Here is a 1,179-nt window from a genome sequence, read left to right on the forward strand (position 1 = left end):
TTAGGGAAGGTCTGAACAAGTGTGCCCATCATGGCTGATGCCGATGCGCGGAGCTGAGGAATCTGGACAATCGGCACGATGAGCCAACTGAGCTTTTCGGACGCGGAGTACGCGGGCAAGAGGAAGAAGACTCGACGTGAGGTCTTCCTCGAAGAGATGGAGCAGGTGGTGCCGTGGAAGGCGCTGCTGAAGGTCATCGAGCCGTTCTATCCGGTGGCCGGCCGCGGCCGCAGACCGTACCCGCTTGAAGCGATGCTGCGCGTGCACCTGATGCAGAACTGGTTCGCGCTGAGCGATCCGGCGATGGAAGAGGCGCTGTACGAGATTGCCTCGCTGCGCAGTTTCGCGGGCTTGAGTCTGGGCGAGGCCATTCCGGACGAGACGACGATTCTGAACTTCCGGCACCTGCTGGAAGAGTACGACCTGGCCGAGGACATCCTGAAGCAGGTCAACGCGCATCTGACACGCAAGGGCCTGCTGCTCAAGAAGGGCAGCATCGTCGATGCCACGATCATTCCGGCGCCCAGTTCGACGAAGAACGCCGAGGGCGAGCGCGACCCGGAGATGCATCAGACGCGCAAGGGCGAGCAGTGGTACTTCGGTATGAAGGCGCACATTGGCGTCGATGCCGACAGTGGCCTGGTGCACACGGTCACCACCACAGCGGCCAATGAGGCCGACATCGAACAGGTAGCCGATCTGCTGCACGGCAAGGAGCAGAACGTCTGGGCCGACTCCGGCTACCGAGGCGCGCACAAACGGGTGGACCGCGAGGACCTGAAGTGGCACATCGCCGCGCGTCCCAGCGACATCGCCAAGATGCCCGCCGGCAGGGCCAAGACGCGGCTGCAGAAGCAAGAGCACCGCAAGGCCAGCGTGCGCGCGAAGGTGGAGCATCCGTTCCGCGTGATCAAGCGCCAGTTCGGACTCGTCAAGGTGCGATTCCGGGGCCTGCAGAAGAACACGGCTCACCTGCTGACGCTGTTCGCGCTGTCCAACCTGTGGATGGCGCGAAGGTCGTTGATGGCGATGCAGGGAGCAGTCCGTCAGAGGTACGTATGAGGACCGCGAAAGACGCCTCAAACCCACATCAGAAGGCGCTTGCGTCATGAAAATGCCGAACCGTCTTGGTCAACACGCACAAGGTCAGCTCGCGTTCGCGAGTTGTTCAGACCTTCC

At 62.3% G+C, this 1,179-nt stretch carries 1 protein-coding gene; it reads left to right on the forward strand.

Features of this window, described 5'->3' with window-relative positions; all coding sequences use genetic code 11:
* Positions 1 to 78: 78 nt before the first annotated feature.
* Positions 79 to 1,062, forward strand: a complete 984-nt coding sequence (locus B0W88_RS31865) for an IS5 family transposase (protein WP_077038418.1) — start codon at positions 79 to 81, stop codon at positions 1,060 to 1,062.
* Positions 1,063 to 1,179: the final 117 nt, after the last annotated feature.

It is taken from the genome of Pelomonas sp. KK5 (assembly GCF_001984095.1).
Classification (GTDB): Bacteria; Pseudomonadota; Gammaproteobacteria; order Burkholderiales; family Burkholderiaceae_C; genus KK5.

Excerpts from the sequence above, each read along its gene's own strand:
- B0W88_RS31865 (WP_077038418.1), top strand. The coding sequence starts at position 79 with ATGAGCCAACTGAGCTTTTCGGACGCGGAGTACGCGGGCAAGAGGAAG.